Source organism: Paraburkholderia elongata, assembly GCF_013177735.1.
In the GTDB taxonomy this organism is placed as follows: Bacteria; Pseudomonadota; Gammaproteobacteria; order Burkholderiales; family Burkholderiaceae; genus Paraburkholderia; species Paraburkholderia elongata.
Map to the genome: position 1 here is coordinate 1 of NZ_WOEZ01000227.1, position 23,857 is coordinate 23,857.

19 protein-coding genes are annotated in these 23,857 nt (G+C 63.0%); 3 read left to right on the forward strand and 16 right to left on the reverse strand.

The window, feature by feature from the left end; all coding sequences use genetic code 11:
- Positions 1-208: 208 nt before the first annotated feature.
- On the reverse strand, positions 209-1,252 hold the full coding sequence (locus tag GNZ13_RS39845; RefSeq protein ID WP_063499191.1) for a rod shape-determining protein: 1,044 nt from the start codon (positions 1,250-1,252) through the stop codon (positions 209-211).
- A 122-nt stretch (positions 1,253-1,374) separates the two neighbouring features.
- Positions 1,375-1,779 (reverse strand): hypothetical protein, encoded by a 405-nt coding sequence (locus GNZ13_RS39850; RefSeq protein ID WP_328807365.1) that lies wholly within the window; start codon positions 1,777-1,779, stop codon positions 1,375-1,377.
- A gap of 428 nt (positions 1,780-2,207) precedes the next feature.
- Here GNZ13_RS39850 and GNZ13_RS39855 point away from each other — a divergent pair, with 428 nt between their 5' ends.
- Both GNZ13_RS39855 and GNZ13_RS39860 read left to right on the forward strand, forming a co-directional pair.
- A complete protein-coding gene (locus tag GNZ13_RS39855) occupies positions 2,208-2,885 on the forward strand; it encodes a heavy metal response regulator transcription factor (RefSeq protein ID WP_028194508.1) in 678 nt (225 codons plus the stop codon).
- Entirely contained in the window at positions 2,885-4,471 is a 1,587-nt protein-coding gene (locus GNZ13_RS39860; protein ID WP_172175550.1) for a heavy metal sensor histidine kinase, read from the forward strand. The genes GNZ13_RS39855 and GNZ13_RS39860 overlap by 1 nt, the downstream gene beginning before the upstream one ends.
- Here the strand turns inward: GNZ13_RS39860 and GNZ13_RS39865 are convergent.
- The 3 genes from GNZ13_RS39865 to GNZ13_RS39875 are packed head-to-tail and all read right to left on the reverse strand — an operon-like array spanning position 4,449 to position 10,449.
- Positions 4,449-5,978, reverse strand: coding sequence for an efflux transporter outer membrane subunit (locus tag GNZ13_RS39865; RefSeq protein WP_172175552.1), 1,530 nt, complete (start codon positions 5,976-5,978; stop codon positions 4,449-4,451). The two genes, GNZ13_RS39860 and GNZ13_RS39865, sit on opposite strands and share 23 nt — an antisense overlap.
- 11 nt (positions 5,979-5,989) lie before the next feature.
- A complete protein-coding gene (locus tag GNZ13_RS39870) occupies positions 5,990-7,189 on the reverse strand; it encodes an efflux RND transporter periplasmic adaptor subunit (protein ID WP_172167628.1) in 1,200 nt (399 codons plus the stop codon).
- 23 nt (positions 7,190-7,212) lie between these two features.
- Positions 7,213-10,449, reverse strand: coding sequence for an efflux RND transporter permease subunit (locus GNZ13_RS39875; protein ID WP_172175554.1), 3,237 nt, complete (start codon positions 10,447-10,449; stop codon positions 7,213-7,215).
- A gap of 276 nt (positions 10,450-10,725) precedes the next feature.
- Here GNZ13_RS39875 and GNZ13_RS39880 point away from each other — a divergent pair, with 276 nt between their 5' ends.
- Positions 10,726-11,013, forward strand: coding sequence for a DUF4148 domain-containing protein (locus GNZ13_RS39880; protein WP_172175556.1), 288 nt, complete (start codon positions 10,726-10,728; stop codon positions 11,011-11,013).
- A gap of 348 nt (positions 11,014-11,361) precedes the next feature.
- On the opposite strand, the gene GNZ13_RS39885 is transcribed toward GNZ13_RS39880, so the two are convergent.
- The 11 genes from GNZ13_RS39885 to GNZ13_RS39935 form a co-directional block, all read right to left on the reverse strand.
- Entirely contained in the window at positions 11,362-12,087 is a 726-nt protein-coding gene (locus GNZ13_RS39885; protein ID WP_407945691.1) for a hypothetical protein, read from the reverse strand.
- A 102-nt stretch (positions 12,088-12,189) separates the two neighbouring features.
- On the reverse strand, positions 12,190-14,709 hold the full coding sequence (locus GNZ13_RS39890; protein ID WP_172175560.1) for a TonB-dependent siderophore receptor: 2,520 nt from the start codon (positions 14,707-14,709) through the stop codon (positions 12,190-12,192).
- A 117-nt stretch (positions 14,710-14,826) separates the two neighbouring features.
- A complete protein-coding gene (locus tag GNZ13_RS39895) occupies positions 14,827-15,837 on the reverse strand; it encodes a FecR domain-containing protein (RefSeq protein WP_172175562.1) in 1,011 nt (336 codons plus the stop codon).
- 11 nt (positions 15,838-15,848) lie between these two features.
- Positions 15,849-16,361 carry a sigma-70 family RNA polymerase sigma factor gene (locus GNZ13_RS39900; protein ID WP_172175564.1) on the reverse strand — a complete coding sequence of 171 codons (513 nt, stop codon included), beginning with the start codon at positions 16,359-16,361 and terminating at the stop codon, positions 15,849-15,851.
- Positions 16,362-16,493: 132 nt separating this feature from the next.
- Positions 16,494-17,699 (reverse strand): chromate efflux transporter, encoded by a 1,206-nt coding sequence (gene chrA / locus GNZ13_RS39905; protein ID WP_172175566.1) that lies wholly within the window; start codon positions 17,697-17,699, stop codon positions 16,494-16,496.
- Between the two features lie 211 nt (positions 17,700-17,910).
- Positions 17,911-18,813, reverse strand: a complete 903-nt coding sequence (locus tag GNZ13_RS39910; RefSeq protein ID WP_172175568.1) for a metal-dependent hydrolase — start codon at positions 18,811-18,813, stop codon at positions 17,911-17,913.
- Between the two features lie 28 nt (positions 18,814-18,841).
- Positions 18,842-20,641, reverse strand: coding sequence for an SDR family oxidoreductase (locus GNZ13_RS39915; RefSeq protein WP_172175570.1), 1,800 nt, complete (start codon positions 20,639-20,641; stop codon positions 18,842-18,844).
- 11 nt (positions 20,642-20,652) lie between these two features.
- Positions 20,653-21,525 (reverse strand): M24 family metallopeptidase, encoded by an 873-nt coding sequence (locus GNZ13_RS39920; RefSeq protein ID WP_172175572.1) that lies wholly within the window; start codon positions 21,523-21,525, stop codon positions 20,653-20,655.
- A gap of 170 nt (positions 21,526-21,695) precedes the next feature.
- Positions 21,696-22,721 carry a pilus assembly protein TadG-related protein gene (locus tag GNZ13_RS39925; RefSeq protein ID WP_172175574.1) on the reverse strand — a complete coding sequence of 342 codons (1,026 nt, stop codon included), beginning with the start codon at positions 22,719-22,721 and terminating at the stop codon, positions 21,696-21,698.
- Positions 22,722-22,797: 76 nt separating this feature from the next.
- The gene (locus GNZ13_RS39930; RefSeq protein ID WP_172175580.1) at positions 22,798-23,250 is read right to left on the reverse strand and encodes a TadE/TadG family type IV pilus assembly protein; all 453 of its coding nucleotides are present in this window, start codon (positions 23,248-23,250) and stop codon (positions 22,798-22,800) included.
- Between the two features lie 41 nt (positions 23,251-23,291).
- On the reverse strand, positions 23,292-23,857 hold a 566-nt coding region (locus tag GNZ13_RS39935), incomplete at its 5' end, for a tetratricopeptide repeat protein (RefSeq protein ID WP_172175576.1).

Consider the following 23,857-nt stretch of genomic DNA (forward strand, 5'->3'; position numbering starts at 1 on the left):
TAAGAATTAGCGGTGTGAAGCCGCTTTCTTTGCTTACTTTCTTTGCGGCGGCAAAGAAAGTAAGTGCCTGCCCCGCACAGGGGCGACGCTAATAATCCAATATCAAATCAAGGAAAGGCCAACGCCGTAGGCACACAGAACAAAGCGCCGCGCAGGCAACCAGACCAAGGAAACGCCAACGCCGCAGGCATACAAACAACCGCCACCCTCACTCGTAAGAAAAAGCCCCACCAAACTTATCCATCCGCTCCAACGCCATCCCCGAACCCCGCACCACACAGGTCAACGGGGCCTCAGCGACAAACACCGGCAAACCGGTTTCCTCCGCAAGCAAGCGGTCCAGATCCCGCAACAACGCACCGCCGCCGGCGAGCATAATGCCGCGCTCGGCGATATCGGCGCCCAGTTCCGGCGGCGTCTGCTCCAGCGCGATCTTCACCGCCGAGACGATCTGATTCAGCGGATCGGTGAGCGCTTCAAGAATCTCGTTGCTGGACACCGTGAAGCTGCGCGGAATGCCTTCGGACATGTTGCGGCCCTTGACCTCCATTTCCTTGACTTCGGAGCCCGGAAACGCGGAGCCGATTTCCTTCTTGATCGCCTCGGCAGTCTGTTCGCCGATCAACATCCCATAGTTGCGACGAATATAGTTGACGATCGCATCGTCGAACTTGTCGCCACCCACGCGCACCGAGCCTTTATAGACGATACCGCCGAGCGAGATCACACCCACTTCGGTGGTGCCGCCGCCGATATCGACCACCATCGAACCGGTCGCCTCGGAGACGGGCAACCCGGCGCCGGTGGCCGCGGCCATCGGCTCTTCGATCAGATAGACCTGCGAGGCGCCCGCGCTATGCGCGGCTTCCTTGATCGCACGGCGCTCGACCTGAGTCGAGCCGCACGGCACGCAGATGATGATGCGCGGCGACGGCGCGAACATCCGCGACTCGTGCGCCATCTGGATGAAGCGCTTGATCATCTGCTGGGTGATGTTGAAGTCGGCGATCACGCCGTCCTTCATCGGGCGGATCGCTTCGATATTGCCCGGCACCTTGCCGAGCATCTGTTTAGCTTCCTTGCCGACGGCCAGAATGATCTTCTTGCCGTTCGGGCCGCCTTCCTGACGAATCGAGACCACCGAGGGTTCGTCCAGCACGATGCCCTTGCTACGCATGTAGATCAAGGTGTTCGACGTGCCGAGGTCGATTGCCAGGTCGTTGGAAAAATAGCCGCGCAGAAAACCGAACATGCAAATTCCTGTCTCGCTAAAGCATGGCGCATGAGCGCGCCGCTTGGGAATGCCGCCCGGGGGCGGCAGGCGACCAGGTGGTGGTCGGGAGAGAGGGAAGAATAACAGCTTCGGGCGGGGGGCTACTTGGGCGGGCGTGCTCGCAGCGCGTTGTCGGCCTGCCATTTGATACGTTCGCAATTGCCTTTGACCCGCTCCGCGAATTCCGACGGGGAGTTGAGTTGCAGTGAGCGCATCTGGATCGCATCGCGGTCCCCGCTCTGCCAACCCGCCTGCCAGCGCGTATCGAATTGGCTGGCTTCGGTGAGAACCTTTCTGAGTTTCTCCTTGTACTCGGCCACATCCTGCGCGGATCCTCCGCAGAATTCCTGGGCGAAGCGGGCACGCTGGCCCGCGGCTTCCGCGTTGTCGTTGGCGCTGTCCTCGCTGGCTAACGCCGGCCGTGGCTGCGCCAGCAGCAGAAGCGACAAACCCAGCATCAACATGGGCGCCAGCAGGGCGTGATGGCAAGACCGGTTCTTATACACGATTGGCTCCTTGTGGCCGTCTTCCGGTGCCGCAACGAATCGCGTGAATCGCATGAGCGAGGCGGCAGCGCGTGCTGCCGCACATATTACCGTGTCTGACTGAGGACTCGGGCGGCCGATACCACGACGTTGAAAACGGCGCTGTGCCGCACTGCAGCGTGCGCCGCGCACACACTACGACAACGCGTGAATGCATGCTCGTTTCACGCGTTTCAGTCCACGCCGGGGGCCGTGCAGGTCGCCAACTCGACGTGGGGCCTGCTGTCGATTCGCGGGCGGCGCCTGCCCCGAGAACTCATCGCCCGCGTGAAGCGGCTGCGCCATGCCGGTGCTGCATCGCCATCCGCAGCCAACATTACGAGATCGTAATCATCACGCGCTCCGCTTGCCGGTATGATTTGACGGTCAAGCACAGCGGAGCACTCCCCATGCGAATCCTGGTGATCGAGGACGAGCTGAAAACAGCGGCTTATCTGAAGAAAGGCCTGGAAGAATCCGGCTACGCGGTCGATGTCGCGAACGACGGCCCACAAGGGCTGATTCTCGCGCAGGAAGAAGAATACGACGTGATCGTGCTCGACGTGATGCTGCCCGGCATGGACGGCTGGACTGTCGTCAAGACCTTGCGCAGCACGCGTACCACGCCGGTGCTGTTCCTCACCGCGCGCGACGACGTCGACGACCGCGTGCGCGGCCTCGAACTCGGCGCAGACGACTACCTCGTCAAGCCCTTCGCCTTCGTCGAGTTGCTGGCCCGGGTGCGCACGCTGGCGCGCCGTGGGCCGCCGCGCGAAAGCGAACTGATCAAGGTGGGCGATCTGGAGATGGACGTCAATCGCCGGCGCGTGAAACGCGGTGGCACGCGTATCGATCTCACGCCGCGCGAGTTTTCGCTGCTGCAGTTGCTTGCGCGCCGCCAGGGCGAAGTGCTGAGCCGCACGCAGATTGCGTCCTATGTGTGGGACATGAATTTCGACAGCGACACCAATGTCGTCGAAGTCGCGATCCGCCGGCTGCGCACCAAGATCGACGACAACTTTCCCGTCAAGCTGATTCATACGGTGCGCGGCGTTGGCTATGTGCTCGAACTGAAGGACACCGCTTGATGCGCGGCCGCTCGCTCGCCGCGACGCTCGCGCTCGCCTTCGGCGTCACCACGCTTGCGGTTTTCGTGCTCGTCGGGAGTTTTCTGTATCTTGCGCTCGCGAAGCAGATCAAGGCGCAGGACGATCTCGACATCGTGCTTGCCGCGCGCCATGCACGGCGGCTCGCCCAGGAGCTCGATACAGCGAAAGGGATCCGCGAGCATAGTGACCGGTTGACCAGCATCGTCCTGGGCAATGAAGCGATGTCGATGGAAGTCTTCGGTCCCGATGGGCGCATGGCGATCGAGCACAACGCCGGGGAAACATTCCCGGTGGCGGGCGGCGCGGCAAGCAGCGCGGCTTCTACAGGCTCAAATGCGCCGAGTGCTTCCATTGCACTCAATGGGGCGAGCGAAACGAGCGAAGCAGGCGAGGCAAGCGATCTCCATGATCCCGGCGAGATCGCTGAAGCTGGCGGCGTCGGGACGATCGCCGCGCTGCCGCCGCTCACGCGTATTCCCGCTTCGGCGCGCATTACCGATGCGGATATCGGCGCCTGGACCGGCCGCAACGGCGCACCGATCCGCGGCATTCTCACGGACGCGCGGCTGCACGACGGCGACACCGCGACCGTGCTGATCGCGCGCAACATGAGCGACCGCTGGCGGCTGCTCGACCGCTATCGCGACAAGCTCACCATCGCAGGCGCGGCCGGCGTGGTTCTGGCGATGCTGCTGAGCTATCTGCTGATTCGCGCCGCCATGCGGCCGTTGCGCGATATCGCGGCGAGTGCGGGCCGCGTCACGGTCAATCGCCTGAATACGCGGATCACGGTGGCGCGTGTGCCGAGCGAACTCGAAGCACTGGTGAACGCGCTGAATGCCATGCTCGAACGCGTCGATCGCGGCTTTCAGCACCTGTCGCGCTTCACCGCCGACCTCGCGCACGATATGCGCACGCCGCTTAGCAATATGCGCGGCGCCGCCGAAGTCGCACTCGCCCGGCCACGCTCTGCTGACGAATATGAAACCGTACTCGCATCGAATCTGGAAGAGTGCGACCGCCTGTCGCGAATGATCGAGAACGTGCTGTTTCTTGCGCGCGCTGAGCATCCGCAGTTTGTCAAACACATGCGCGAATTCGATGCCGGTCAGGAACTGACGCGGATTGCCGAATACTTCGAAGGTATCGCAGACGATGCGAATGTCCGGGTGCAGGTCACCGGTGCAGCGATGCTGACGGCGGACCTTGAACTGTTTCGCCGCGCTGTCAGCAATCTGCTCGCCAACGCGATCCGCTATTCGCCGCGCGGCGGCGAGATTGCGCTCGATGTTCGCGCTTTGGCCGACGCGGTGCGTGTCACTGTGTCGAACCAGGGGCAGCCAATCGCCGGCGAGCATCTTGAACGGATCTTCGACCGTTTCTATCGGATCGATCCGTCGCGCAGTTCCTTGCCTTCGTCCGGTCTTTCGCAAGGGTCCACCGGTTCGACGGGGCTCGGGCTTGCCATCGTCCGCACGATCATGGAGTTGCACGGCGGCACGGCGCATGCGGAGAGCGACGCGCAGAACACGTGTTTCGTTCTTACGTTCCGGCGGGCGCAGTAGCAAGCGTGGTGCTGGATTGGGCAGCGGATGGGGTGGCAGGCCCAGTCGCGCTTGCCGCGGCCGCCACATCCTGCGCCGCCGAGCCAGTGTCCTGCCCACGCCACGGCCCGCCCAGCGCCTTCAGCAACAACACGCTCGACTCCAACTGCCGCGCGGCAATCTGATCTGCCGTGCGCTGGTTCGTCAATGCGATCGTCTGCGCGGTCACCACGTCGAGATAACTGACCGCGCCCGCGTTGAAGCGGTTCGTCGTGAGCCGCAACGACAGATCGGCGGCCGTGGTCGCGCGCTGCTGGCTGGCGGCTTCGTCGGCGAGCGAATGCAAGGCGGACAGATTGTCTTCGACCTGCTGAAAGGCCACCAACACCGATTGCCGGTAATCCGCAACCGCGCCGTCGTATTGCGCCGTCGCGCCATGCAGGCTAGCCGTGCGCTTGCCGCCGTCGAACAGCGTGCCGACAAGCTGCGGGCCGAGCGACCAGAACAAACTCGGCGCGCTTAGCCACGGCGCGAAGAAGGTGCTTTCCAGCCCCACGCTCGCCGACAGCATCAGATCGGGGAAGAACGCAGCACGGGCCTCGCCAATCTGCGCGTTGGCGGCGAACACGCGCCGTTCGGCGGCGGCAATGTCGGGGCGTCGTTCGAGAAGCTGCGAGGGCAGGCTGGCCGGAATGGCCGGCACTGTGAACGATTCCACCTTTGATGGGATCGAGAAGGTCGATGCCGGTTCCCCGATCAACGTGGCGATCGCGTGCTGCAGCTGCGCGCGCTGGACATCGATATCAGTGTCCTGTGTCCGCGTGCTTTCCAGTTGGGTCGCGGCTTGTGCCACGGCGGAGGCATCGATTGCGCCGTTCTTGAGCTGGTCGTTCAGGATCCGCAATGCGTCGGCATAGGCTTTTACGGTGTCGTCGAGAAGTTTCTTCTGGGTATCGAGTGAACGCAGGTCGAAGTAATCGACGGCCAGGTCGCTCGTCATCGAAAGGCGCACAGCTTCAAGGTCGGCCTCGCTTGCCTGGGCATTCGCTTGCGCGTTGACCGTTGCGTCCTTCACGCGGCCAAAGAGGTCGGGTTCCCACGAAGCGTTCAGACCGGCTGAATAATCAGGTATGGTCTTGCCCGCAAGCGAATGGCCCTGCACGTTCTGCGATGTACGGAACCGGGTTTGCGACGCGCCGGCCGTCACGCTCGGGAAGAAACCGGCGCGCTGATAGTCGACGAGCGAGCGCGCCTGTTGTAACTGCGCGACCGCTTTCTTCACGGTCTGGTTCGAGACATCGATACGGCTTTCAAGCCGGTTCAGTTCCGGGTCGCCAAAGACGGTCCACCATGGGCCGCGCGGCTGCGTGTCCGCGGGTGCGGCGGGCGCCCACCCGGCGCCGGCGTAGTGCGCCGGAACGGCGACGTCCGGTTTCTCGTAAGCAGGCATGGTCGAGCAAGCAGCGAGCGCCGCGCTCACGCAGGCGACGAGTGCCTTGCGGGTGAAGGAAGCGGGTGACATGAACATGGTCGCGATCCTCACGAAGCGGACGAGGCTATCTGCACCGGCTCGCCGGGGCTGATAGCGTCGCCGGGATTGTCGATCACGCGATTGTTGGCGGTGAGCCCGGTCGTGACTTCCACGTGGGTGCCGAAATCCCGTCCGATGGTCACGTTCTTCAGCGCGGTCTTGCCGGTATTGTCGACAACTGCGACCGTCACGCCATTGGGCCGGAAGAGCAGTGCGCTAACCGGCAAGTCCAGCGCCGGGTGGTTGTTCTGCAAGGCCAGATGCACCTGCGCGTAGGCGCCGGGCATCAGCCCGCCGTCGCGGTTGTCGACATCGACTTCCACGTGCAACGTGCGGCTCACCGGATCGATCGCGCCCGCACTGCGCGCGACCTTTCCGGGTAACTGCCTGCCTGGATATTGCTGCACGCTCAGATAAACCGCGGTGCCCGGCGTGACGTAAGGCGCATCGTTTTGCGGCACGTCGACGAATATGCGTAACGTATCTGTCTGCTCGATATGAAAGAGTTCACCGGGCTGCGCGGCGAGGCCCGGTGAACTGCCTGCCGTGACCAATGAACCCACATTCACGTTGCGTACCGTGATCACGCCGTCGAAGGGTGCGCTCACGTTCTCGTACGAGACAAGCTCGGACAGGCGTTGCACATTGGCCTGAGCGGACTGCAGCATGGCGCGTTTTGCCCGCATGTCGCTGACCTTGGTGTCAGTGTCCTGTTGCGCGACCGACTGCGTCTTCAGCATGTCCTGCCAGCGTTGCGCGGTGACTTTGGCGTATTCGAAATTGGCCTGTGCCGTCGCTTCGTCGGCACGAGCCTGATGAAGCTGAGCATCGAGTTCCGGTGTCTGAATGATAGCCAGTGTTTGCCCGGCCCTAACCGGGGTGCCGATATCGGCATTCCAGTGCTGGATATAGCCGCTCGTGCGGGCGTAGATCGAAGCATCGGCATAGGCCGTCACGGCGCCGGGCAGCAGAAGCTCCTGGGTCGCAGGGGCGTTGCGCGGCTTGATGACGGAGACGCTCAACGCGTTTTGCGCAGCGGCTTGCGAGGTCAGCGCGGTGCTTGCGTGCAATCTCGGAACAATGCCGATGACAAGCAGCGCGGCAGCGATGGCGCCGAATGTCAGCGGCGCCACGAAGCGTCGCCGCGCGACAGGCCTGATCTCGTCAGCCGAGGTCTGTGGTTCATGCAGGTCGTTTTGATGGTCCATTTTCTAAGCTCCTTTAAAGGCAGTCACTGGATGGCCGGAGTGGCTTGCGCCGCGGCTTTTTTCAAGCGGCGTTTGTCGAGCCACGCATGCACCATCCCGTAGACGACCGGAACGAACAGCAAGGTGGACACCGTGCCGAGTGCGAGGCCGCCGATCACCGCGCGGCCAAGCGGCGCGTTTTGTTCGCCGCCGTCACCGAGGCCGAGCGCCATCGGCAGCATGCCGATCAGCATGGCGAGCGCGGTCATCAGCACCGGACGGAAGCGGCTGAAGCCCGCCTCGAGTGCGGCCTGCAGCGGCGGCTTGCCGCCGTGGTGGAATTCACGCGCGGTGTTGATCACGAGAATGCTGTTGGCCGTGGCAATGCCGATGCACAGAATGGTGCCGGTCAGTGCCGGCACGCTCAGGCTCGTGCCGGTGCTGAACAGCATCCACGCGATGCCCGCGAGCGAGCCCGGCAAGCCGCTGATGATGATGAACGGATCGAGCCACGACTGAAAATTGACAACCATCAGCAGATAGACGAGGGCGATCGCGAACACGAGACCGCTTGCGAGGCCGCTGAACGAGTCGTGCATCGCCTGCACCTGGCCGCGCACGACGATCGACGCGCCCGGCGGCAATTGCGGCCGGATCTGATCGACGAGCCGGTTCACGTCGGTTGCCACGCCGCCGAGGTCGCGCCCTTGCGCCGACGCAAAAATATCGAGCACCGGCTGCACGTTGTAGTGCGAGACGACGGCTTGCTGGGTGGCGCGTGTCAGCGTGCTCAGCGCGCCGAGCAGGTTTTGCGGGGCGGGGCCGCTGCCGTTTGCCGCAGCGGACGCCGTCACCACGCCCGCTCCCGCGCCACCGCTCTGCGCGACCGGAATATTGGCCAGCGCCTGCAGCGAGTTGATGTCGTACTGCGGCATCATCGCCATCAGCGGATAGCTGACGCCGTTGTGCGGATCGAGCCAGAAATTCGGCGTGGTCTGCGAGCTGCCCGAGAGTGCGATCAGCAGGTTCTGCGACACGTCACGTTGCAACAGACCGGCCTGAATCGCCCGCGTGCGGTCGACATTCACGTTGATCGCGGGTTCGTCGCCCGGTTGCTGGATGCGCGCATCGACGAGGCCGCGCACGCCGCGCAGTTGCGCGAGCAAGCGGTTCGCCACGACGCGATTGGCGTCGAGCTTGTTGCCGACGATCTGGATATCGATTGGCGCCGGCAGGCCGAAATTGAGAATCTGGCTGACGATATCTGCGGGCAGGAAGGCAAACGTGACGCCGGGGAAATCCTTGGATAGCGTAGTGCGCAGCGTCGCCACATAGGCGGCGGTGGGCTTGTGTCCGGCTGCGAGCGTGATCATCACGTCGGCGTCTTCGGGGCCGATCGGGTCGGATGAATCGTAGGTCAGGTTGATGCCGCTCACCGGCACGCCGATGTTGTCGAGCATGGCCGCGAGTTCCTGCTTCGGGATCACGCTGCGCACACGGGCTTCGACTTCATCGGTGATGCGCGCGGTGTCTTCGATACGCGTGCCGGTCGGCGCACGCAGATGCAGGCGAATCTCGCCGGTATCGACAGCCGGGAAGAAATCGCGGCCGGAAAATGGCACCAGGGCGAGCGAGCCGATACATAGCAACAGGAAGATTGCGATGAAACGGCGCGGTCTCGCAATCGCCGAGCCGAGCACGCCGCGATAACGTTCGCGCAACCTCTCGAAGCGATGTTCGAAGGCGGCCTGGAAACGGACCAGGCGTGCAATCGGGCCGTTGCCCGTGACCGGCGCGTTACTGCGCGCACGCATCAGATACATCGCGAGGGTCGGCACCAGCGTACGCGAGAAGAAATACGACGCGATCATCGCGAACACCACTGCTTCTGCGAGCGGCACGAACAGATAGCGGGCAACGCCGGAGAGCAGAAACATCGGCACGAACACGATGCAGATCGACAGTGTCGAGACGAAAGTCGGCACGGCAATTTCGCCCGAGCCGTTCAGAATCGCGTCGTGCAGCGGTTCGCCGTTTTCCAGATGATGTGTGATGTTTTCGATCGCGACGGTGGCATCGTCGACGAGAATACCCACCGCGAGCGCGAGCCCGCCGAGCGTCATGATGTTGATGGTCTGGCCGAGCGCGGAAAGCGCGATCAGCGAGGTCAGCACCGCGAGCGGAATCGACACCGCGATGATCAGCGTGGCGCGCCAGCTGCCGAGAAACAGCAGGATCATCAACGCGGTCAGGGCCGCGGCGATCACGGCCTCGCGCGCCACGCCCACTACCGCCGACTTGACGAACACCGATTGATCGGACAGCGCGGTGATATGCAACGCGCTCGGCAAACCGGCCGCGATATGCGGCAGCATCGCCTTGACCTGCTGGATGATGGTCAACGTGGACGTGCTGCCGGATTTTTCGATGGTGAGGAGCGCAGCGCGTTTGCCGTCGTTGCGCACGATGTTGGTTTGCGGCGCGTAGCCGTCGCGCACATGGGCGACGTCGTGCACGTACACCACGCCGCCTGCCACTGTCTTGATCGGCAGGTCGTTCAGCGCGGCCACCGTGTCGGTGCTGCCGTTCATCTGCACGTTGTATTCCTTCGTACCGATCTTGGCGGTGCCGCCCGGCAGAATCAGGTTCTGCGCGTTGACGGCGTTGACCACGTCGAGCGGGGCAAGGCCTTTGGCCTGCAGCGCGCGCGGATCGATATCGACCATGATCTGCCGCACCTTGCCACCAAACGGCAGCGGCACCGATGCGCCTTGCACCGTCGCCAGCTGCGTGCGGATCTGGCTGTTGCCGAGGTCGTAGAGCTGCTGTTCGGACAGCGTGTCGCTGGAGAGTCCGAGTTGCAGGATCGGCACCGTCGACGCGTTGTACGTGATGATGTTCGGCGGCAGCGTGCCAGGCGGCAGCACACGCAGGATCGACGCGGAGTTGGAGGCCGCCTCGGCGATCGCGCGATTGATGTCCGCGCCCGGGTGGAAAAAGATCTTCACCACCGAGACGCCATTCAGCGATTGCGACTCGATATGTTCGATATCATCGACGTCGGAGGTGAGCGCGCGCTCGTAATTCGAGGTGATGCGGTTGGCCATGTCCTGGGCGGAAAAGCCGTTATACGTCCAGACGATGCTGACCACCGGGATGTCGATGTTCGGAAAGATATCGGTGGGCGTGCGGAGTATCGCAAGCGGGCCAACGATAAAGATCAACACCGCGAGAACCACGAATGTATATGGGCGGCGCAGCGCGAGCTTGACGATCCACATGACGATTTCCTGAAAAGAGGCTGATGGAGGCGGGCGTCTTGTTTCGGTGCCTGGCGGCGCGTGACGCGGGCTTCTTTGTTAGTCAGGAGTGTGGGGTTTGGGCGCTTACCGGCTACGGTCGGGTAGATTACCGTTCTGTTATCTGGGGTCTTATTTAACGGCGGTGCGTAGATAACAAAACGGTAATCTGCAGGTCAGTGCCCCGACAGCCGAAATGACAAGAATGGGAAGCGTGGTTCAAGCCACTCATTTCTTGCACATCTTCGGAGAGACATCATGAAACTGCTTACCGCTATTGCTGTTGCGGCGCTTAGTTTGCCGTTTGGAGCGAATGCTTTTGCTCAATCTAATCCGTCAGGGTTGACGCGGGCTGAGGTCATGGCTCAGTTGCAGCAGGCTCAGGCTGAAGGGCTCGTGCCAGCGCGGAATAATGACTATCCGCCGTCGGATGCTGAGATCGCTCGCAATCGGGAGATTTATGCTATTCAGCATGGGACGGATGGGGCCGGCGCTACGAAGACAGCTGGGGCGCCTGCGGGTCAGGCTGGGGCGGCTTCGAATTGATGCTGTGTCTGTTTGCTGGCGGTGTTGGCCTTTCCTTGCTTTCTTATCGGTTTATTAGCGTTGCCCCTGTGCGGGGCGGCACTTACTTCTCTTTGCCGGCCGCAAAGAGAAGTAAGCAAGAGAAAGCGGCTCAAACCGCTAACTCTTAAGCGGGTCTCCTGGCTTGGAGGAGGTAGTGGTGCATCTGGAATCTGTGTTCTCGCACATTCGACGTGAGTGACAAGGCCGTCATACTTCCGGCGGCGCTGCGCGCGCCGCAGCGGTGGTTCATAAAACCACTCGCTGCGTTTTCTCGCTCGTGTTCTATTCGGCGCGGTGGCCTACGTTGTAGCGCCCGCGCCGTACCCCTCAACTCAAACCCATCGTCCAATCCACCGCTGCGTCAAACAGGCTGTTGCCCGCCGGCGAGAGGTTGCCGAACGTGTCGTTGTTCAGGAAAAACATCACACGCCGGGCCGGAGCCAGCGACTCGTAGTCCATCGTCGCGCCTTTCTCGTACGAGAAAATCGCCGCCTTTTCCGGTTGGCCATACAGCGTCGCAATGATCGTCGCGCCAAGGCCCGGTTTGCCCCAACTCATCCCGGCCTGTTTGACGTATACGTTCGTCACGCCTGCCGGTAAGCCGGCTGCGATCGGGTGCGGCGCATTGACCAGCCACAGGTAACGCTTTTTTTCCGCTTCGCCAAAATCGACGTCGTGACGCTTGCCCGTCATCGCGAAGTCGTCAAGCAAATCGTTTTCCCATGTCAACAACGGTTTGGCCAGATAACGCCAGCCACCCACCACCTGTTTCGATGAGACCGTCGATGAAATGATGACAAGATCCGCATCGCCAACCGCCTCAGGCGGTTGCGCCTGCTCCAGCATGCTCACACTGTAGCCACGCGCGTCCAGGTGTGCCGCTATCTTCTGGTCGACAGCCAGGTTCGGCCCGTTTAGTTGCACGACCATCACGACTTTTTTGCCCGCGCGTGGCCCCCTCGATGCCGCACGCGCAGCAGGTGTCGTGACAGCCAGCAAGGCTCCGAGGCCCGCTGCCGCGGTGAGAAATGTCCGGCGTTTGCGGGCGGGCATCACGCCCTTGTCTGCGCAACGGTTCCAAAGCTTCATAACAGTTCCAATCCCATGTTGATCCATTGAACGCGCGTATCGTGCGCGCGGTGTCGGTGCAGCCGCCTAGAACTCCAGCGTCGACAGCAAAGAGACCTGACGTGCGTCGCCAACCGACACGAAGTACTTGTTCACGCTCGACGGGTAGTAAGTCTTGTTGAACAGATTCTTCACGTTGAGCTGCAACGACAGATGGCGATTGCCGAGTTTCGTCTCGTACGTGGCGAAGGCGTCGGCGACGGTGTAGGCCGGCAGTGTGAAGCTATTGGCCGAATCACCCGGACGCGTGCCTACGTAATGGGCGCCGGCCCCGACGCGCAGTTGGTCGCCGCCGAAGATCGTGCCGAAGTCGTACACCGCCGCAAGCGATGCCGTGTTCTGCGGCGCATTCCACAGTCGCTTGCCGGCGTAGAGCGGGTCCTCGGTGGTCTTCGCGTCGATGTACGCGTAGCTCGCAATCACGCTCCAGTGCTGGCCGATCTGGCCGGCCACGTCGAGTTCCACGCCGCGCGAGCGCGCCTTGCCGGCCGTGCGCCAGTCGGTCTGCTTGGTGGTGTCGTTGTACTGCTGCACCAGCACGTTCTTCTTGTCGATATTGAAAAGCGCCAGCGTGCCGCTCAGGCCGTTGGGCATCGCCACTTTGGCGCCGAGCTCCCATGAGGTGGCTTCCTCAGGCTGCACCGACGAATCGATCACCACGCCAGAGGCGAGCGGCGCGATCGTCGAGGTCGGTTTGAGCGACTGCGTATAGCTGCCGTACAGCGATACCGTGTCGGTCCATTTGTAGACCACGCCCGCGCGCGGCAGCCATTTGGTGCCGTTGATGTCGGTGTTGACGACAAACGGCCGGCCCTTTCCCGCGATCTGGTTGTAGCTCAGAAAACGCGCGCCGCCGATCAGAATCCATTTGTCGGTGAGATGCAAACTGTCCTGGAAGAAGAACGAGCGGTCGTGCAGCGTGTCGGTCTGATCGCTGTCGCTCGCCGACACCGTGCTCGACGGACTCTCCAACCCATAAACCGGATTGAAATAGTTGAACGGATATTTCGTGGCCTGGCGCAGCAGGTCCTTGCGATAAATGCGGCGGTATTCGTCGTCGACGCCGACCTGCAAATCGTTGCGCAAACCGGCGATGTCGAAATGGCCGTCCACGTAAGCGATCGCGTAGCTGTCCGTGCTGAGCGCGCCATGCGTCGCGTCGTTGCTGCGCGATACGGCGCCGGTCGTGCTGTTGATGCCTTGCACGCGCAACTGGCCCGCGTCGTAGCTCTCGCGGTTGTAGCTGTAGCCGAAGTGAGCCTTCCAGTTAGCGTTGATCTGATGATCGACGCCGACCTGCGCCAGATGCGATTCGCCGTCCATTTCGTTGAACGGTTCGTCGAGACGTTCGCGGCTCGATATGGCAAGCGGCTTGTTGGTCTTCGGATCGAGCGCCGTGCCGCGGTCGAAGGGATAGAGAAACTTGCGATATTCGTACGACACCACCACCTGCGTATCGCGTCCGTACCACGCGAGCGACGGCGCCACGAGTGTCTCGCGATGCTCGCCGAAGTTGCGCCAGTATTGCTCGTCGGTCTGATCGACAACGAGCCGGTAAGCGAGACCGGAGTCGCCGATCGGCCCAGTCGTGTCGAGCGTCGCGCCAGCCCCATTGCGGCCATGTCCATAGGTCGAGCCGAGCACGGAGATCGCGTGATAGGGCTTGAGCAAGGGCTGCTTGCTCACTACATTGACGACGCCGCCCGGGTCCATGATCCCGTACAGCAGCGAAGTCGGACCTTTGAGCACTTCGACGCTGTCGGCGGCCGCGTTCAACGCGCGCCCCTGCACAAGCGGCATGCCGTTGTGCATGATCGAACCGTCACGATTGCCGCCGAAGCCGCGCTTAAGCACGGTGTCCTGCGTGCCGGCCAACGTGTTGCCCTGCACGATGCCGCTCACGTTCGCAAGCGCATCGTCGAGATTACGCGGACGCTGATCGCGCAGCACCTGGGCCTGCACGATATTGACGGCCTGGGCCGTGTCGAGCACCGGTGTGTCCGAACGCGTCACCACGGCATCGACAGGTGGCCGGTAGCTGCCGGCTTTCACGGTCGTCGAGCTGATCGTCACGGCGGGGAGGGTGGCGTCGTGCGTGTCGCCGTTTTTCGCTGCCGATTCGGCGCGCTGTACGAGCGTATAGCTGCCATTCGACTGCTGCACCGCGCCGAGCCCTGTGCCATGCAGGATTCGATCGAAGCCTTGCCGTACGTCGTAATCGCCGCGCAGGCCTTCACTCATGCGGCCGTCCGTCATTGCCGCCGGAAACGACAACAGCAGCCCGCTCTCGCGCCCGAAGCGATTGAGCGCCGCATCGAGCGGGCCGGCCGGAATGTCGTAGCTCTTGCGCACCGGCGCCTCGGCGGCGGACGGCGCATCGGCTGCCAGCGCCACGTTGAACGGCAGTCCCGCCGAGATCAGCGCGGCCGTTGCGAGATGCCGCGCGAAGTGTGCCGGCTGCCGCGCGCGCGAAGCGCCACGACTGCCACGGCTGCCGCAGTTGCCCCAGCGGCCATTACCGCCGCCGGTCTTTCGATGCTGTCCCATGTTCAAAGCTCGCAGGAAGGTAGACGATGTGTTGCTCTCATCTCCCTTGTCACGCGAGATTCGAAAACAGCTCACAACAAACGAAAAAATTTTCAGCGCGGGTGGCGCGTATCGGTTTCAGGAGCGAGCCGCGCGCACAGTGCCCCAGTAGCGCGTGATGAATACGACCTCGACCGGCAAAGTTCTGGCCACAGTGTCCAGCACGCGGTCCGTGTCGGTGAGCGGGTAAGTGCCCGAGAGCCGCAAGCCGGCCACTGCGGGATCGCAGCTCAGATGCCCCGTGCGGTAACGGTCGAGCTCGGTCACGAAATCGCCGAGCCGCATGCCGCTCGCGACGATCAGGCCATCCGTCCATGCCGCGTCGTTCTCGCTGATCGGCTCGAGTGCGCTGACGTCGTCGCGCGTGAAGCGGGCGCGTTGGCCAGCATGGACGACCGGTGCGAGGCCAGGCGCATCGAGCGGGCTGATCTGCACGGCGCCTTCGAACACATCGAGGCGGCAAAGCGCGCTCTGCTGCCTGACGGCGAAGCGCGTGCCTAAAGGTTGCAAACTGCCTTGCGCGGTCTCGACAATGAACGGCCGCTGCTCGCCGGCGCTGTGGCCGGTCGCGATCATGATTTCGCCTTTGATCAGGCGCACGCGCCGCTCGGTGTTGCTGAAGCGGATATCGACTGCACTGTCGGTGTTCAGCGTCATGCGAGTGTCGTCGGCGAGCGTGATGGTGCGGCGCTCACCGAGCGCGGTGCGCGCACCCGCGCTCCATGCGCGCCACGGCACGTGTTCACCGGCGATCCATGTGGCGCCGCCGGCGAACAGCAGGGTCGCGAGGACGTTGACACTCGTGCGGCGCCTCGCCGAACCGGTGCGCGTCAGCGCAGCGTGGGCGGCTGCCACGCCGCCTGCGTCCGCGTTTGCGTTGCCCGTGGTTGCTTGAGCGAGGCCCCTGAAGCGGCTGCTGACGCTGCAGATGTGTTGCCATGCGCGTTTGTGATCGGGATGCTCGGCGCACCAGTGCGCCAGCGCAAGTTGCTGCGCACGCGTGTTTTCGCCGGATTGCAGTTCCATCCACCACTGCACGGCGCGCAGGGCGATGGGTTGCGGAATATCGGGTCTCGCGCTCGCGTTCATCCGTCGATCCGTCAGGCCGCGCTCAGCGCGAAGAAACACTGCGCGCCGGCGCGCACCAGATAGCGCTTCACGGTCGAGATGGAAAGCTTCAGTTGCGCGGCAATCTCAGCATGGTTCAAGCCATCGAGCTGGGCCAGCAGGAAAGCACGTTTGACGGCGACCGGCAGCCGCTCCAGCAGACTGTCGATTTCGCACAGCGCTTCCAGAAGCAGCGCACGTTCTTCAGGCGAGGGCGCGAAGCTCTCGGGCACGAGCGCCAACGCTTCCAGGTAAGCACGCTCGATCTGCTCGCGACGCCAGTAGTTGGCCATCACGCGTTGTGCGACTGTCGTCAGGAACGCGCGTGGCTCCTGCACGCCAAGCGGTTCGTCACGGGCGAGCAGACGCACGAACGTGTCGTGCGCGAGGTCGGCAGCGCGATGCGCGCAGCCGAGCTTCTTACGCAGCCATGCGTGGAGCCAACCGTGATGATCGCTGTAGAGCGCCTGCATCTCGTGATGCAGGGCCGATTCGTTTGCCGCCATGGGCTACTGTGCGCGCCGGATCGGTGGATGCGGCACTTTTGTAAATGAGAATGATTCGCATCATAGCATGTCAAAATGTAAGGTGGGAATGCCGCATCGCTCAGTAGCCGAGGGTGAAGCGGCTGTTTTGACTCAGACAACCCACCACGCGAGCAGCACCACAGCCCACGAAGGCACGCGCCACCAGCCGAGCAACCCGAGCGCCACCACGACCAGCGCGAAATCGCGTCCGCTGTGCACCGCGCTGGTCCACACCGGATCGTAGAGCGCGGCGAGCAGAATGCCGACCACGGCAGCGTTGATGCCGGCCATCGCCCGGCGCATCGACGCGAATGCCCGCAATTCGCCCCACAGCGGCAACGCCGCGCCGACCAGCAGAAACGAGGGCAAAAAAATTGCCACGGTGGCGATCAGCGCGCCTGTGATGCCCGCCGGATTACCGTTACTGGCGGCGCCGAGAAACGCCGCGAACGTGAACAGCGGCCCCGGTATCGCCTGGGCTGCGCCGTAGCCTGCCATGAAGGAATTGGCCGAGAGCCAGCCGCGCGGCACCACGACCGCTTCAAGCAAAGGCAGCACGACATGGCCGCCGCCGAACACCAGCGAGCCGACCCGGTAGAACGCCGCGAACAGGTCGAGCGGATACGCATGCAGCAAAGCAGCGGCGGCGGGCAGGCCGAACAGCAGAAGCCCGAAAAGGGTGAGGCAAAGGAGGGCGCCGGTCTTCGTGCCGGGCATGCCGAGCGGCGCGCGTGGCACCTCGGTCGACGATTTCAGAAGCAGGGCGCCGGCCATGCCCGCCACCACGATCGACGCGATCTGGCCGTAAGTCGCACCGAACACGATCACCGCGATGGCCGATGCCGCCGCGATCGTGACGCGGGCGCGGTCGGGGCAGAGCGTGCGTCCCATCGACCAGACGGCCTGCGCGACGACGGCGACCGCCGCAAGCTTGAGCCCGCGCAGCAGATGAAGCGCGTTCGCCTCCGCCAGATGAGTGAAACCGTAGGCGAACGCGACCATCAGCACCACCGACGGCAAAGTGAAGCCGAGCCACGCCGCCAGCGCACCGGCGATGCCGCCACGAAAACGGCCGATTGCGATGCCGACCTGGCTGCTGCCGGGGCCCGGCAGAAACTGGCACAGCGCGACCACGTCGCTAAAGGTGTGCTCGTCGAGCCAGCGGCGGCGTTTGACGAACTCGTCGCGGAAATAGCCGAGGTGCGCGGCAGGGCCGCCGAACGAGGTCAGGCCGAGCCGTAGGAAAATGCAGAAGAGCGCCCACGGCGAACTGTGCGCAGGCAGGTCGAGGGGCGTGTCGGGAACGGTGTTGCGCATGGCACTGTCGTCGGTCGCTGTCTCGCGAATGGCATCTCTGCCGAACGGCGACTACGTTGCAGCGATCGGCCATTCGTGGCGGGCATGCCCACCGTAAATTGGTGGGTGAATGTACCACGCCGCCGCCGGGCTCATACTTGCCTGGACGATGAAAACTGCAGCCACATACGCTTTAAAGAAGGCACCCTGGCAATAGCGACCCCGCCCCGCATCAACTCGCCTTACGAACCCAGTTGCCGCCATGCGCTGCGGCCTGCGCCGCGGGCGAAGTGGCAAGATAAGCCAGCGCCTGTTCGGTGGAGCCTTCGTGATGCGGCGTATAGCGCGGATTGAAATAGCGCAGCGCTGCCGCGATCATTTTCCAGAACGACGGCAGGCAACGGCGCCGCGCCCCGGCGTGCCAGGCGAGGATAAAGCCTCGGTACTTACCGGCATCGGGATCGCGCTGGTGCATGAAGCGCGCGCCGCGCGTCAGAAAGTACAACAGAAGCATGACGGTCGAAAGCATGTGGAAGCAGCGTTCGAAGTAGGTGCCGCCCATATGCCGGAAGATGTCGAAGGCTACGGTCCGATGCTCGACTTCTTCGGCGCCGTGCCAGCGCAGCAGGTCGAGCATGGTTGGGTCGGCATGCGCCGCATCGAGCCCGTCGGCATTGAGCACCCAATTGCCGAGGTAACCAAAAAAATGCTCCAGCGCGGCGATGACGCCAAGCTGCTGACGCAGCCAGAAGCGCGTTTTGCCGATCTTCAGCCCAAGCGGTTGTTCGCCGAGCAGCTTGCCAAACAGCCAGTCGAGTTGCTTGGTGAAGGGCTGCGTATCGATGCCGTGGGCCTTGTAGTAGTGCGTGAGCACACCGCCGTGCGAGCGCGAATGCACCGCTTCCTGCCTGAGAAACCCTTCTGCGTCGTCGCGCAACGCCGGGTCGGTGATCAACGGCAGCGCCTTGTTGTAGACGCGGCAGAACCATAGTTCGCCGGCGGGGAACAGCAGGTTCAGCACATTGATGATGTGCGTGCTCGACGGGTCGCCCGGAATCCACTGAATCGGCGTTTGGCTCCAGTCGAACTTCACATGGCGTGCCTTGATCTTGTATTGGGTCTGCTCTTGGGTCATAACGGTCTCCGGCGTCCGGTGGGTAAGCTCAGCGCGGCACCATGCTGATGCGAGCGATCGTGCGGCCTAGCCAGGGCATGTAGCGTGAGATGAACCGCATTGAATGCGCCTCGATGCCGATGGCGACGACAGGCTTGTTGCGCAATACCGCGCGGAGCGCAGCTTTCGCCACCGTCTCGGGTTGCAGGCCGCGCAACTGGTAAAGCTTCGTGGCTTTCTGGCGCATTCGATCCTGTTCCTGAGCGCTGGCGCCGACGTATTGCGTGGCCGCCATGATCCCGGTCTCGGCGAACCCCGGACAGATTGCGCTGACACCGATACCTTGACCCGCGAGTTCTCCGCGCATGCACTCGCTGAGCATCAGCACGGCAGCCTTGGTCGTCGCGTAGGCGGGCAGGTCGCGCGAGGGTGCGAAGGCCGCGGCTGACGCCGTGTTGATGATGTGGCCGCCATTGCCGCGCTTCACCATCTGTTGGGCGAACAGGCGTGAGCCGTGAATCACGCCCCACAGGTTGACGTGAAGAATGCGCTCCCAGTCCTGTGCCGAGGTGTCGAGTACACCGCCTGCCATGCCGATGCCAGCGTTGTTGACCACGATGTCCGCGCCGCCCAGTTCCGTCCCGACCCAGTCGGCCAACGCTTCCATCTGTTCGGCGCTGCCGACGTCGACCTTGCGCACGTAGGCGTGATGGCCTAACAGCCTGACCAGCGTAGCGGTACGCTCCGCGCCTGCGGTGTCGATATCGACCGCGACCATGGCTGCACCTTGCTTCGCGAATTCCAGTGCAATGCATCGTCCAATGCCGCTGCCCGCGCCGGTCACGACCGCGAGCTTGCCACTGAGCGGTTTGCGTGCCGAATCCATACGGGCGCGTTGGAGGGTCTCCGGTTCGTCGCCGCCTTCGGTGTGCTCCACGAGTTCACGCACCATCTGAGCCATCTGTTCCGGGTGGGTGACCGGCACCCAGTGCCGCGCGGTTAGTTCACGGCGCCAGTACTTCGGCACCCATCGAGAAAGATCTTCGGACAGCGCCGGGCTGACGTATTTGTCCAGCGTCGGCACGATCACCTGGACCGGCGCGTGCGCGTAACGCTTGCGCGGCGTGAACAGGCAGCGGATGAAGTTGGCGCGGTAGAGCGATACACCGCGTATGCCGTCCTGCTTTTGCGTCGGGCGAGGCGCGATCTGGGTCTTTTCCACACGACGCAACACCCGCGGCCACGCGCGGCCGAGCCATAAGCGCCAGGTCAATCCTGGCAGCACCGGCAGGTGAAACAGCAGCACATACCAGGAGCGCACCAACTGGCCCAATACCTTGCCGATAGACCGCGGCGTGGGACGCAGCAACCTTGCTCGCATCCAGTAAGCGACATGGTCGAGGCAAGGGCCCGAGCACGACGTGTACGATGCAATGCGCCCACGCAAGCGTTCTTCGGTGACGAATTCCCACCCCTGGATCGAGCCCCAGTCGTGTGCGACCAGATGGACTGCGCGATTTGGGCTAACGGCATCGATGACGGCGATAAAGTCGTCGGTGAGTTTTCCTAAGCGATATGCCTTTGTGCGGGTTGGGGCAGTGGATTGCCCCGCGCCGCGAACATCGTAGGCAACCACATGGAAATCGTGCGCCAGCAAGCCGGCCAGAGCGTCCCAGACTTCGCTGTTGTCGGGGTAGCCGTGCACCAGTATCACAGTAGGCCGGGTGGGGTCGCCCCATGCCTTCGCGGCAAGCGTCACGTCGCCCGAGCGCACCTTGAAATCGGTGCGATGCGTGGCGGACGGCGCCTCGTATAGCGTGGGTGGTACGGGTTCGGTTAAGAGCTGCATGTGCGCCTCCGTCATGCCGCGGACAACACCTGCCCGCGTTGCGCCCAGCGGCGCACATGCGGCAGATCGTCGTCGAGCCAGTAGGCGTCGTCATCGGTGATGACGAGCAACTCTTCGAATTTCGCGCCCACGCCCTGAAAACCGAGATGCGGTTCGACGGCCCACAGGCCGGGCGTCGGTGCATGTTCGGAGCGGCGATCGATCGACCACAACGGCGACCAGCCGTCCTTCTTGCCTGCGCTGACCTGGTCGAGGACGAGGTTGCGTGTGGCGTTCAGGCCGAAACGCGTCACGAAGCGCGGCTTGGCGGGCTTGTGCAGCTTCGCGACACGATGGGCAAGCACCTTGAACGGATAGGCTTTATGGCGCGGCTCCACGCCCTGTTTTTTGCACAGCAGGTCGACCGCGCGCGCCACATCGGCAAGCGTGCGCCGTTGCTTCACCATGCTGACGATCAGCTCGCGGTGTTCGGCGAGGTCGTCCATCAGTTGCTCGAGAATGGGATTCGTGCCGACACAGGTGGCGTAGCCGACATCGGCGATCACACCGTTCAGAACGGGTGCCACGTCGAGAATGACCGGCATGTTTTCTTCCAGGCGGCGTGAGCTCGGGAAGAAAGCCAGGTTAAAGCCGGCCATGTGCGACAGACCGGAAAAACCCTCAAATGCGGTACGGTCGCCAAACCAGGCGAAGGGTTTGTGCAACCAGTCACGCACGCCGTGATCCTGCAACCATTCGGTCAGCAGCCGGGCGGCGTCTTTTTCCGTCATGCCCACCTGGAGCATATCGCCGACGCTCTCGACGCACCGATAGGCCAGTTGCTGGACTTCACGGAACTGCGCCAGTTCGTCTACGTTGACGTGTGGAATGGCCCTCTCACCCATACCTGCCTCCGAATATGCTGTCCGACGGGCGTGCGGCGGCCCATCACGATAACATTTTTTATTGTTACATTGAATAATGTAACGATCCGGATGCTACACGATGAGAATGGTCAGTCCACTAGTTTTTTCCCTGGTGGATAGGTTGGGGATGCGTGAGCGGTCCTGGCATCTCAAAGGGCGAGGCGAGGCGCTACATACGCGCCATAACCCGGTCCGACGCCGGACGACGAGACGGGTATTTCGTAGCCGCCCACGAAATGACCCTGGATGTACTTGCCGCTGCCGCCGACCGACGCGTCGATATGAAATGCAGCAAACGCGACGATCGGTACGTAGGTCTTGCTAATAATCTGCGTTGCAACGGGAATGACGACTGTGACGCCCACCGGGACGTCGCTGTACAACGAGGTCTTGACGCCGGGCTCGATCCAGATGCTGTCGCCGATGCTAAGGGGTGAAGGATTGCCGTTGGCCATCAGCGTGCGGATCGTCGGTACATCGTTCGCGTTGGTCAGAAACGATGTCCACTGGCCCGCGTAACAGGAATCGCCGTACTGCTGGCCGTTGCCGATTTGAAATTCGTACGGAAGCCCGGTCGACGGGTCGAGCACCGGTTCGTTGGCTGTCACGTTCCAATACTGGTTGAACACGCACTGATCAAGTACGACTGGAAAGAGGCCGCCCGCGTCGACGGTCGCAGGCGCCGCGGCGACCGCAACAGCTGTCGCGCTGCCGGGTGTGCTCAACAAGTTGAGGAACCCGCCCATCAGCAATGCGATCGCGCCGCCGTTCTGATTCGCGGCACGGGTCACCGTGACCTGCACCGCTGGAACGTCGTACGTGCCCGGCGTAATCGTCGTCGCTTGCATCGTCGAAGGCGCGCCGGTCAGGTTCCAGTATCCCGTTTGCACGGTGCCTGTCGATAACGTGTTCTGATCGGACGAATTGAGTGCGATCGCAGTGCTCGTCGCCGTCGACGCCTGGGACCAGTTCGGCCCGCCCGTACTCGATTTCGCGAGCGCGGCCGCGCCTGCAAGCGCGGCCGCATCGGCGGCATCCTGCAACTCGTTGCGCGCGACGCTTACGCGCGCGAGATCGACCGCAAAAGCGCCAAACGTCAGCAATGCGATCATGAACAGCAGGAAGAAAAGCACGACAGATCCGTGTTGCCGTTGCTGCACGCGCGACACGTTCATACGACGAAGGTGCGGAAGGCAACCCGCGCAGCGCGTTGGAAGACGTGGGCGGCGAGCACGGCCGCACATGATCCGATCATTCATAGTTCATCACCGTGACGGCTGTCAGCGTCACCGGACCCGTTAGCGCACTGAGCGCCGAGCCCAACACGAGTCCTTGATACGCGTAGCTCACGGTCACCTTTAATGGGCTGCCCGACGCTGTGCCGCTCGACTGGTCGACCGTCACCGTTGGTGTCGTTGCGGTTCCGCCCGTCACGAGACTGCCTTGCGCATACGTCAGCGCGACGGTGCTGATCTGGCTTGCAGCCATCTGCGGCACGCGTACAACGACGCCGGCGCGGGCGGCCTCGCGACTCGCATTGGTGATGACAGCCTTGTCGCAAAGGATGAGGCTCGTATCGATGATGCCGAACAACACGAGCATCAGAAACGGAAACACGAGGACGAACTCGAGCGCGACCACGCCCCGTTCGTCGCCACGCCATGACGTAGCGCGCCGATTCGCGCGTGGCGTCACCCATCGCATCGGCGAACGCATCGGCAGGCACATGGCGAACGCACCGCGCTTCATTTGAGTGTTGCCACGCTGTGGCCAGCGTCGCTTGCAGACAGTGGACTTGTTTGGGCGCGGCCGTGATCGGGGCTCGGCGCATCGAGCTTCGCGCGTAGGCTTCGATAGAAGCGCAGATCGTCTTCCGCGGATGCGGCGGGCATGTCGCTCACGAGAATCTTCTTCGCCGCGTCTGCATTGCCGAGCAAGCCATACGCGAGCGCAAGATTCTGCCGTGCCTGTAATGGAGCATTCGCAAGACCCGCAATGTCGAGCAGAACGTTGGCGCCTTCCCGTGGTTTGTTGCTGAGAATCAGCGAAAGTCCAAGGTTCGTCTTCAAGCCATATGCTTCGGGATGCATGCGCAGCGCGTCGCGATACACCGTCTGTGCTTCGCCGTGTAGTCCTTGCAGATCGAGCACGGTTCCAAGCCCTTCGGCTGTAATTGGGTTGTCCGGCTGTTCGGCGACGAGCCGTCGATAGAGCGCCGCCGCGTCATCAAACCGCCGCTGCCGCAATGCGACACGGGCAAGGCCTAGCCTCGGTCCAGGATGCGCAGGCGAGACGTTGGCCGCACGCGAAT

Coding starts and splice junctions, on each gene's coding strand:
- GNZ13_RS39930 (WP_172175580.1), bottom strand. CDS start 23,250: ATGCGATGGGTGACGCCACGCGCGAATCGGCGCGCTACGTCATGGCGT.
- GNZ13_RS39920 (WP_172175572.1), bottom strand. CDS start 21,525: ATGGGTGAGAGGGCCATTCCACACGTCAACGTAGACGAACTGGCGCAG.
- GNZ13_RS39925 (WP_172175574.1), bottom strand. CDS start 22,721: ATGAACGTGTCGCGCGTGCAGCAACGGCAACACGGATCTGTCGTGCTT.
- GNZ13_RS39875 (WP_172175554.1), bottom strand. CDS start 10,449: ATGTGGATCGTCAAGCTCGCGCTGCGCCGCCCATATACATTCGTGGTT.
- GNZ13_RS39865 (WP_172175552.1), bottom strand. CDS start 5,978: ATGTTCATGTCACCCGCTTCCTTCACCCGCAAGGCACTCGTCGCCTGC.
- GNZ13_RS39885 (WP_407945691.1), bottom strand. CDS start 12,087: ATGCCCGCCCGCAAACGCCGGACATTTCTCACCGCGGCAGCGGGCCTC.
- GNZ13_RS39855 (WP_028194508.1), top strand. CDS start 2,208: ATGCGAATCCTGGTGATCGAGGACGAGCTGAAAACAGCGGCTTATCTG.
- GNZ13_RS39860 (WP_172175550.1), top strand. CDS start 2,885: ATGCGCGGCCGCTCGCTCGCCGCGACGCTCGCGCTCGCCTTCGGCGTC.
- GNZ13_RS39890 (WP_172175560.1), bottom strand. CDS start 14,709: ATGGGACAGCATCGAAAGACCGGCGGCGGTAATGGCCGCTGGGGCAAC.
- GNZ13_RS39900 (WP_172175564.1), bottom strand. CDS start 16,361: ATGGCGGCAAACGAATCGGCCCTGCATCACGAGATGCAGGCGCTCTAC.
- GNZ13_RS39915 (WP_172175570.1), bottom strand. CDS start 20,641: ATGCAGCTCTTAACCGAACCCGTACCACCCACGCTATACGAGGCGCCG.
- GNZ13_RS39910 (WP_172175568.1), bottom strand. CDS start 18,813: ATGACCCAAGAGCAGACCCAATACAAGATCAAGGCACGCCATGTGAAG.
- chrA (WP_172175566.1), bottom strand. CDS start 17,699: ATGCGCAACACCGTTCCCGACACGCCCCTCGACCTGCCTGCGCACAGT.
- GNZ13_RS39845 (WP_063499191.1), bottom strand. CDS start 1,252: ATGTTCGGTTTTCTGCGCGGCTATTTTTCCAACGACCTGGCAATCGAC.
- GNZ13_RS39880 (WP_172175556.1), top strand. CDS start 10,726: ATGAAACTGCTTACCGCTATTGCTGTTGCGGCGCTTAGTTTGCCGTTT.
- GNZ13_RS39895 (WP_172175562.1), bottom strand. CDS start 15,837: ATGAACGCGAGCGCGAGACCCGATATTCCGCAACCCATCGCCCTGCGC.
- GNZ13_RS39870 (WP_172167628.1), bottom strand. CDS start 7,189: ATGGACCATCAAAACGACCTGCATGAACCACAGACCTCGGCTGACGAG.